An 8,880-nucleotide genomic window follows, 5' to 3' on the forward strand; every position below is an offset into this window, starting at 1 on the left:
CTGAACGACGGCTCGCCCGACCGCACACCGGGCACCGCCGCGCCGCCCGCGCGCAGCCGCGCGTAGTACGCCTCGCACGCCTCGTACGAGGGCAGCAGCCCCCGCTCCGCGGCCCGGGCGAGCGGCGGGGCCGCCGCGTCCTTCGGCGAGAGCAGCGGGGCGATGTCCGCCGGCCACTCGATGCCCAGTTCCGGGTCGAGCGGATCGATGCCGTGCTCCCGCTCCGGCGCGTACCCCTCGGAGCACAGGTACACCACGCACGCGTCGTCCGTCAGCGCCATGAAGCCGTGCCCGAGCCCCTCCGCGAGGTAGACCGCCCGGTGGCCCGTGTCGTCCAGCCGGACCGCCTCCCACCGCCCGTAGGACGGCGAGCCCGTGCGCACGTCCACGACCACGTCCAGCACCGCGCCCCGTACGCACGTCACGTACTTCGCCTGGCCCGGCGGCACGTCCGCGAAGTGGATGCCGCGCAGCGTGCCCCGGCGGGAACGGGAGAAGTTGGCCTGCGCGAGCCCCAGCGCGTGCCCGGTGGCCGCCTCCAGGTCCGCCGCCCGGAACCACTCGTGGAAGCTGCCGCGGCCGTCCGGGACGACCTCGGGCTCGTGCACCCAGGCCCCGGGCACGGAGAGCCGGCGCATGCGATCACATCCTCTTCGCGGTCCGCGGGACCGCCTGCCGGCCCCGGTACCCGTGCCCAACGAGACCGGGGAGCGAACGGACACGGAACCGGGGCGAAGGCGCGCAAGGTTTCCACGGTACGGAACACGAAGGCGCCGCCATCGGCTCTCGCGTAGATTGCGAGGTCCAGCGAGCGAACTTGGGGGACCCGGGTGTCAGGGGCAAGGCAGGGCGTCACGGAAGCCCGCAGGATCGTGGTCAAGGTCGGTTCCTCCTCCCTCACCACGGCCTCCGGCGGCCTCGACGCCGACCGGGTCGACGCCCTCGTCGACGTGCTCGCCAAGGTTCGCGACGGCGGGGAGCGCGAGGTCGTCCTCGTCTCCAGCGGCGCCATCGCGGCCGGGCTCGCCCCGCTCGGCCTGCACCGCAGGCCCAGGGACCTGGCCCGCCAGCAGGCCGCCGCCAGCGTCGGCCAGGGACTGCTCGTCGCCCGCTACACCGCCTCCTTCGCCCGCTACGGCGTCCGCGTCGGCCAGGTCCTGCTGACCAGCAACGACACCAGCCGCCGCGCCCACTACCGCAACGCCTACCGCACCCTGGACCAGCTCCTGGACATGGGCGCGCTGCCCGTCGTCAACGAGAACGACACCGTCGCCACCGACGAGATCCGGTTCGGCGACAACGACCGGCTCGCCGCCCTCGTCGCCCATCTGGTCCGCGCCGAACTGCTGGTCCTCCTCTCCGACGTGGACGGCCTCTACGACGGCGACCCGAGCATCCCCGGCACCACCCGCATCGCCGAGGTCAGCGGCCCCGCCGACCTGGCCGGGGTCAGCATCGGCAGCGCCGGCAAGGCGGGCGTCGGCACCGGCGGCATGGTCACCAAGGTCGAGGCCGCCCGGATCGCCACCGCCGCCGGCATCCCCGTCGTCCTCACCTCCGCGAGCCACGCCGCCGACGCCCTCGCCGGCCGCGACACCGGCACCTACTTCCACCCCACCGGCCGCCGCTCCGCCGGCCGGCTGCTCTGGCTCGCCCACGCCTCCGCCCCGCGCGGCTCGCTGACCCTGGACGACGGGGCGGTGCGGGCGGTCGTGGAGCGGCACAGCTCGCTGCTGCCCGCCGGCATCGCCTCCGTCGAGGGCGAGTTCACCGCCGGCGACCCGGTGGAACTGCGCGACCTGACCGGCCGGGCGGTCGCCCGCGGGCTCGTCAACTTCGACGCCAAGGAGATGCCCCGGCTCCTCGGCCGCTCCACCCGCGACCTCGCCCGCGATCTCGGCCCCGCCTACGAGCGCGAGGTCGTACACAGGGACGATCTCGTCGTCCTGCACCGCTGACACGCACCGAAACGGCTGAAAGTCCGGCCAACGGACGGAGAGCTTCACGAAAACCGCCCCACACCGGGCCGCGGACTGGTCCACTTTGTAGCAGGGAAACTGCGGGGTACAGCAAAGCAACACATCACAGGAGGCCGCCGGTGAGACGAGCGCGCCCGGGGGCGCCGCCCCGAGGAACGGGTGGCCGCACCCTGACCAGTGTCGGAGCGGGAGCCGGGTTCGACCGGGGCCGGTCCGCGGACCGCGGGGACGAGCGCACCACCCGGCCGGAACCGGGACCGGCCGTCCAGGAGCACACCCCGTCGAAGCTGTGGCACGTCACCCTCTGCGTCTCCGGGACCGAGTTCCCGCTGAAGGAGGTCAGACGCGGCCTCGAACAGCTCGCGCACGACCACCCCTTCCTGCTGACCAGCCGCTACGCCAACGACCACGCGGAGATCCGCTACTGGGAGGAGGCCCGCGACCTGCACGACGCGGCGGCGGTGGCCCTGCGCCTGTGGGGCGAGCACCGCTCCAGCGCCGGCCTGCCGCCCTGGACGATCGTCGGCCTCGAAGTCATCGACCGCGAGACCTACCACCAGCGGGTCGCCGAGGGATACGGGCCGCCCCCGGCCGCCCCGGTCGGCGTCCACCCGTACTGATCCGGCCGAATCGGCGGACAGCCGTCTCGCATCACGAAATGCGTGCCGGATGCCCGCAGGGCGCGCACTACCCTGCGGGCATGACCACGCTCTCGCCGTACGACAACCTGTCTCCCGTGGCCCAGGCCGCCTACCGGGCCCGCTCCGCAGCCGCCGACATCGCGCCACTTCCGCGCGCGGCCAAGGACGACGCGCTGCTGGCGATCGCGGACGCCCTGGAGGTACGGACGAGCGACATCCTCGCGGCCAACGCCGAGGACGTGGCGCGCGCCCGCGAGGCCGGGACCAGCGAATCCGTGGTGGACCGGCTGACCCTCACGCCCGAGCGCATCCGCGCCATCGCCGCCGACGTGCGCCACGTCGCGGCCCTGCCCGACCCGGTCGGCGAGGTGGTGCGCGGCTCGACCCTGCCCAACGGCATCGACCTGCGCCAGGTCCGGGTGCCGCTCGGCGTCGTCGGGATCATCTACGAGGCCCGGCCCAATGTGACGGTGGACGCCGCCGCCCTCTGCCTGAAGTCGGGCAACGCCGTGCTGCTGCGCGGCTCGTCCTCCGCCTTCGCCTCCAACACCGCCCTGGTGCGGGTGCTGCGCGACGCGGTGGGCGGCTCCGGCCTGCCGGCCGACGCGGTGCAGCTGGTGCCGGGCGAGAGCCGGGACTCGGTGCGCGAACTCATGCGCGCCCGCGGCCTGGTGGACGTCCTCATCCCGCGCGGCGGCGCCTCGCTGATCCGCACGGTGGTCGAGGAGTCCACGGTCCCGGTCATCGAGACGGGCACCGGCAACTGCCACGTGTACGTGGACGCGCAGACGGACCTGGACATGGCCGTGGAGATCCTGGTGAACTCCAAGGCCCAGCGCCCCAGCGTCTGCAACGCCGCCGAGACCCTCCTCGTCCACAAGGACGTCGCGGACGCTTTCCTGCCGCGCGCCCTGGACGCCCTGGCCGAGGCCGGCGTGACCGTGCACGGCGACGAGGCGGTGCTGGCGTACGCCGAGGGCTCCAAGGCGACCGTGGTCGCGGCGACCCCCGAGGACTGGGAGACCGAGTACCTCTCGTACGACATCGCGGCGGCCGTCGTGGAGTCGCTGGACGCCGCCGTGGCGCACATCCGGCTGTGGTCCTCCGGCCACACCGAGGCGATCGTCACCACCTCGCAGGCCGCCGCCCGCCGCTTCACCCAGCTGGTGGACTCCACCACGGTGGCCGTCAACGCCTCGACGCGGTTCACCGACGGAGGCCAGTTCGGTTTCGGCGCCGAGATCGGCATCTCCACGCAGAAGCTGCACGCCAGGGGCCCCATGGGCCTGCCGGAACTCACCTCGACCAAGTACATCGTCACCGGTGACGGCCATGTGAGGTGACCCGGACCGGGCCGAATCCGCCGTCTCCCTGCCCAAAAGGGGCCGGCGGGTCTAGTCTGAAACCGTGCCGGACGACGTGGGGGGCAGGCCGTATCCGAACGGCCGGGAGCCCGACGACGACCGCGGGGGCGCTGACGAGGACTTCGCCTCCGTGGTGTTCGACGAGGACTTCGTACGGGCCGCCGCCTTCCACGAACCGACCGCCGTCGAGCGGCTGCTGGCGGCGGCGGAAGCGCGCGCCGAGGCCGACGCCCGGCGCGCCGGCGCCCACGGCGGGCCCTACGACGACGAGCTGTACGACGATGGCCCCGGCCACCACGACCCGCTGGACGACGACGCCTTCCGCGACCACGGCCCCTACGGCCGCCACGGCGGCTCCCTGCGCCCGTACCGGGGCGCGGCCCGCTGGCACCGGCCGGTCGCCTGGCTGCTCGCCGTCCTGATGGGCATCGGCATGGTCGTGCTCGCGTTCAGCGCCGTCTACCGCAACAGCTCGGGCACCCGGCAGGGCCCGGTCCGGACCCCGGCCAGCACGGGCGTCGACGGCGCGCCCGCCCCCGGCTCCGCCCCCGCCGATCCGTCCCCGTCCGAGGCGGACGACGACGCCCGCCCGAAGGTGTCCGCCGTCCCGCGCACCCCCTGAGCCCCCGCCCGCCGGCCACGGGCCCGGCGGGACTCCCCGGTGGTTGCCCGGCGCCACCGCGTTTACCGTCGTCGTGTTCGACCCACCCTGAAGGTATGACCCCTCTTTCCGCTCGAAGAGGGGACTTCTCACGGAGTCGGGAGAAGTCATGGCGCGGCGCGGAGACCCACCCGACGGCCCGGCGGAGAACGGGACCGGCGGCCAGGACGACGAGTACGGCTCACTCGTCTTCGACGAGTCCTTCGTCCGCGCTGCCCGCCTGCAGGAGTTCTCCGCCCAGGAACGCATGGGGGAGCACGCCCGTGCCGTCCGCAGCCTGCCGGGACGGGCGGTCCGCACCGGCTCGCGGCTCGCCGTCGCCCTGATGGTCCTGATCGCCCTGGCCTTCGGCACCGCCGTCTTCATGGGGCTGCGCCACCCCTACGAGACCCCGGTGGCCCGGCGGACCGAGCCGCTGCGGATGACCCTCGTCCCGCTGGCCCCGCGCGGCGCCGTACCCGGCGGCACCCCCGACGCGCTCTTCGCCAAGAGCCCGGCCGCCGACCACGCCACGGGTCGGGAGGGCATCAACCCGCCGCACGCCCGGCGCACCGAGGACTTCTCGGAGAGCCAGGTCGGCGCCGCCCTCGCCACCACCACGGACTATCTGGTGGCCTCCTCGCTCGACCCCGACGTGCTCGGCGGGAGCACCGTGCGCCCCGTGGAGGCGCTGCTCGACCCGGACCAGATGGAGCAGTTCGAACGCGGCCTCGCCGCCCCCTACGACGACGGGCAGCACGCCGTGACCGGCTGGCTCGTCCGCTTCGACCCCGCCCAGGCCGTCCCGGACCCCCAGATCCGGGTCCGGGGCACGCTGCGCTACGCCCAGACGGGCTCCGACACCCTGGAGGTCGTGTCGGACCACACCTTCACGTACGCGCTGCGCCCCGCCGGCTCCGGGCCGCCGGCGGAGGGCGGCGCCTCCCTGTTCACCGTGCGGCGCGAGATGAGCTTCCGGTTCGACCGGGAGGACCTGCGGCTGCACCGCCTGGAGGTGCGCAGCAGCTACCTCCAGGCGGGCCCGCAGTCCTGCCCGGCCGACACCTCGGGCGCGCTGCGGCCGCTACTGGCCGGCGAGCGGGCGGCGTCGCGGGGGCCGGCGGGCACCGACCCGTACGCCACGGGCCGGCCCGTCGCCGCCCTGTGCGGGACGCTGGCGGTCAGCTCCGCTCCGGCCCGGACCCCGGCGAGCCCTCCGCATCCGCAGGGCCCTCCGTCCCCTCCGCTCCGGGCGACCCCGCCGAGCCGCCCGTAGCGCCGCCCTTGCCGCCCCCTCCGGTGAACTTGTCGCGCAGTTTGCCGCCCAGGTCCCCGGCGCCACCGGCTATGTCGCCGACGAGCTTCATCAGCGGGTCCTTGCTGGTGCGCACCGAATCGGCGTAATGCGCGGCGGATTCCTTGAACGAGTCGGTCACCGAGGTGTCCTTGTCCTCGTCCCGGCGCGGGTAGTGGCCGTCCATGACGCGCTGGAAGTCCCGTGTCTCCGACCACTTCTTCAGCTCCGCCGCCCGGACCGTGGTGAACGGGTGGGAGCGGGGGAGCACGTTGAGGATCTTGAGCACGGAGTCGCGCAGGTCCCCGGCCTTCTCGTACTCGTCGGCCTGGGCCAGGAAGGCGTCCACGTTCATCTCGTGGAGGTGGTTGCCGCCGGCGATCTTCATCAGGCCGCGCATCGACGCCTGTACGTCCTGGCCGACCAGCAGCCCGGCCCGGTCCGCCGACAGCTCCGACTTGCGGAACCACTCGCGCAGCGCCGTCACGATCGCCATGATCGCCACATTGCCCAGCGGAATCCAGGCGACCTTGAGCGCCAGGTTGGTGAGGAACAGCAGGATCGTGCGGTACACCGCGTGCCCGGAGAGGGCGTGGCCCACCTCATGGCCGATGACCGCCCGCATCTCCTCCTCGTCCAGCAGCTCCACCAGCCCCGTGGTCACCACGATGATCGGCTCGTCGAGCCCGATGCACATGGCGTTGGGCTTGGGGTCCTGGTTGACGTACATCGGCGGGACCTTCTCCAGGTCCAGGATGTAACAGGCGTCGCGCAGCATGTCGTTGAGGTGGGCGAACTGGGCGTCACTCACCCGGACGGAGTCCGACAGGAAGAGCAGTCGCAGACTGCGCTCGGGCAGCAGGCCGCTCAGTGCCTTGAAGACGGTGTCGAAGCCGCTCAGCTTCCGCAGCGCGACCAGCGCGGAGCGGTCCGCCGGATGTTCGTAGGCCCGGGAGGAGATTCCCGGGAATCGCTTGCGCTGCCTGCTCGGTACGCCGCTGCTCTCGTGGCCGCCACCGGTCATGGATGATCCCCCTGATCTTCGTACGAGATGTCGCTCGCCCCCTGACGCAGCCCAGCCTAGGTGCTGGGGCTACGGTGTGCGGGGGGCTGTGGATAACCGAGGAGACGCCCGACATGCCGTACTCAGTTGCTCTGTTCGCCGCCGCGTCCGGGGACCAGGGGCCGGGCAACACGATCCGCATCGTGCTGGTCGCCTCCCTCCTGGGCGCCGCCCTGCTGGCCTGGTTCCTGCTGCGCGGATACCGCAACGACGACAACAACGACTGAGTCGGCGTGAGCGTGCCCGTGACCCCCGCATACGATGTCCGCGACGTCTTCCCCCGACTCCCGATCGATAGGTCCTGCCGAAGATGAGCCTCACGAGCACCGCACACCAGCTGGTCACCGTCGCCGCCGAGGGCGAGCACGGCGGCAATCACGACAGCCTGATCCCCGCCGTCACCGGTGGCGGCGCCCTCGTCGTGCTTCTCCTCCTCCTGTGGATCACCACGCGCTTCAACCGCGACCGCTGAGACCGAGGCGTACAGCTGTGCCAGTAGGCTCTGCACGCATGGGAGAGCAGGAAGTGCCTACCGGCCCCGGAAAACGCCGACTCGGCGTGATGGGCGGGACATTCGACCCGATCCATCATGGACACCTGGTGGCGGCCAGTGAAGTGGCCGCCCAGTTCCACCTCGACGAGGTGATCTTCGTACCGACCGGGCAGCCGTGGCAGAAGAGCCACAAGCACGTCTCCCCGGCGGAGGACCGTTATCTGATGACGGTCATCGCGACGGCGTCCAACCCGCAGTTCTCGGTCAGCCGGAGCGACATCGACCGCGAGGGCCCCACGTACACCATCGACACCCTGCGGGACCTGCGCGAGGTCCACGGCGACGCGGACCTCTTCTTCATCACCGGCGCCGACGCGCTCGCCCAGATCCTCACCTGGCGCGACGCCGACGAACTGTTCTCGCTCTCCCACTTCATCGGAGTCACCCGGCCGGGCCATCTGCTCACGGACGACGGCCTGCCGAAGGGGGGCGTCTCCCTGGTGGAGGTCCCCGCGCTCGCGATCTCCTCGACGGACTGCCGCGCGAGGGTCGCCCAGGGCGAGCCGGTCTGGTATCTCGTTCCGGACGGTGTGGTCCGCTACATCGACAAACGCCAGTTGTACCGCGGCGAGTGAGCGGAAAGGGGCACCGGTGAACGACCGACAGAACCCGTACGACCCGTACTACCAGCAGCCGCAGATCATCGGCTACGACGAGTACGGGCAGCCGGTGTACCAGCAGCCGGGTCAGCAGCAGTACGACCCGTACGCCCAGCAGCAGCCCTACGGGAACCAGCAGGCCCAGCAGCCGCAGCAGCAGGCACCGCAGGGCGACGGACAGGGGTACGGGTACGACCCGTACGCGCAGCAGCAGCCCGTCCCGCCCCCGCAGCAGTACGACCCCTACGCGGGCGCGGCCCCGCAGCAGGACTACGGCTACGACCCGTACGGCTACGGCACCGGGCAGCAGCCCGCCGCGGTGGACACCACCCAGCAGTGGAGCGTTCCGCAGCAGGCCCCCGCCCCGGCCGCCCCCGCGCCGCAGAGCGCGCCCGCCGCCCCCGAGACCGCGCCGGGCATGGCGCAGGGCGCGGGCCAGGTGCGCACCATGTGGCCGGACATCCTGGAGGCGGTGAAGAACCGCCGCCGTTTCACGTGGATCCTGCTCAGCCAGAACGCCCAGGTCACCGGGTTCGACGGCAGCACCCTGCAGATCGGCTTCCTCAACGCCGGAGCGCGGGACAACTTCGCGAGCAGCGGCAGCGAGGACGTGCTGCGGCAGGCCCTGGCCGAGCAGTTCAACGCCCAGTGGAAGATCGAGGCCATCGTGGACCCGTCCGGCGGCGCCGGGCAGCCTCCGCAGCCGCCGTCCGGGGGCCAGCGCCCGTACACCCCGCCGCCCGCCCC

10 protein-coding genes and 1 pseudogene are annotated in these 8,880 nt (G+C 72.8%); 9 read left to right on the plus strand and 2 right to left on the minus strand.

Annotated features, from left to right (window positions below):
• Positions 1 to 638: dTDP-4-dehydrorhamnose 3,5-epimerase (rfbC, locus tag MHW47_RS27790; protein ID WP_239226512.1), on the minus strand; the 638-nt coding region annotated here is incomplete at its 3' end.
• Positions 639 to 872: 234 nt separating this feature from the next.
• On the opposite strand from rfbC, the gene proB reads away from it, so the two are divergent.
• From proB to MHW47_RS27815, 5 genes are all read left to right on the plus strand, one after another.
• A complete protein-coding gene (gene proB / locus MHW47_RS27795; protein WP_239226519.1) occupies positions 873 to 1,958 on the plus strand; it encodes a glutamate 5-kinase in 1,086 nt (361 codons plus the stop codon).
• Between the two features lie 140 nt (positions 1,959 to 2,098).
• The gene (locus MHW47_RS27800; RefSeq protein ID WP_239226513.1) at positions 2,099 to 2,599 is read left to right on the plus strand and encodes a hypothetical protein; all 501 of its coding nucleotides are present in this window, start codon (positions 2,099 to 2,101) and stop codon (positions 2,597 to 2,599) included.
• A gap of 80 nt (positions 2,600 to 2,679) precedes the next feature.
• Positions 2,680 to 3,963: a glutamate-5-semialdehyde dehydrogenase gene (locus MHW47_RS27805; protein WP_239226514.1), complete on the plus strand. Its 1,284-nt coding sequence runs from the start codon at positions 2,680 to 2,682 to the stop codon at positions 3,961 to 3,963.
• 64 nt (positions 3,964 to 4,027) lie between these two features.
• Positions 4,028 to 4,606 carry a hypothetical protein gene (locus MHW47_RS27810; protein ID WP_239226515.1) on the plus strand — a complete coding sequence of 193 codons (579 nt, stop codon included), beginning with the start codon at positions 4,028 to 4,030 and terminating at the stop codon, positions 4,604 to 4,606.
• A gap of 148 nt (positions 4,607 to 4,754) precedes the next feature.
• Entirely contained in the window at positions 4,755 to 5,900 is a 1,146-nt protein-coding gene (locus tag MHW47_RS27815; protein WP_239226516.1) for a hypothetical protein, read from the plus strand.
• Here the strand turns inward: MHW47_RS27815 and MHW47_RS27820 are convergent.
• Positions 5,806 to 6,942 carry a M48 family metallopeptidase gene (locus tag MHW47_RS27820; RefSeq protein ID WP_239226517.1) on the minus strand — a complete coding sequence of 379 codons (1,137 nt, stop codon included), beginning with the start codon at positions 6,940 to 6,942 and terminating at the stop codon, positions 5,806 to 5,808. The two genes, MHW47_RS27815 and MHW47_RS27820, sit on opposite strands and share 95 nt — an antisense overlap.
• 113 nt (positions 6,943 to 7,055) lie before the next feature.
• Here MHW47_RS27820 and MHW47_RS27825 point away from each other — a divergent pair, with 113 nt between their 5' ends.
• From MHW47_RS27825 to MHW47_RS36010, 4 genes and pseudogenes are all read left to right on the plus strand, one after another.
• The gene (locus MHW47_RS27825; protein ID WP_199563823.1) at positions 7,056 to 7,208 is read left to right on the plus strand and encodes a hypothetical protein; all 153 of its coding nucleotides are present in this window, start codon (positions 7,056 to 7,058) and stop codon (positions 7,206 to 7,208) included.
• 83 nt (positions 7,209 to 7,291) lie between these two features.
• Complete coding sequence (locus MHW47_RS27830; RefSeq protein ID WP_199563822.1) at positions 7,292 to 7,453, plus strand: hypothetical protein; 162 nt, start codon at positions 7,292 to 7,294, stop codon at positions 7,451 to 7,453.
• 38 nt (positions 7,454 to 7,491) lie between these two features.
• Complete coding sequence (gene nadD / locus MHW47_RS27835; protein WP_239226518.1) at positions 7,492 to 8,109, plus strand: nicotinate-nucleotide adenylyltransferase; 618 nt, start codon at positions 7,492 to 7,494, stop codon at positions 8,107 to 8,109.
• Between the two features lie 16 nt (positions 8,110 to 8,125).
• Positions 8,126 to 8,880: pseudogene (locus MHW47_RS36010) on the plus strand (DNA polymerase III subunit gamma and tau); the annotation flags it as partial.

This window comes from Streptomyces sp. OfavH-34-F (assembly GCF_022347745.1).
GTDB lineage: Bacteria > Actinomycetota > Actinomycetes > Streptomycetales > Streptomycetaceae > Streptomyces.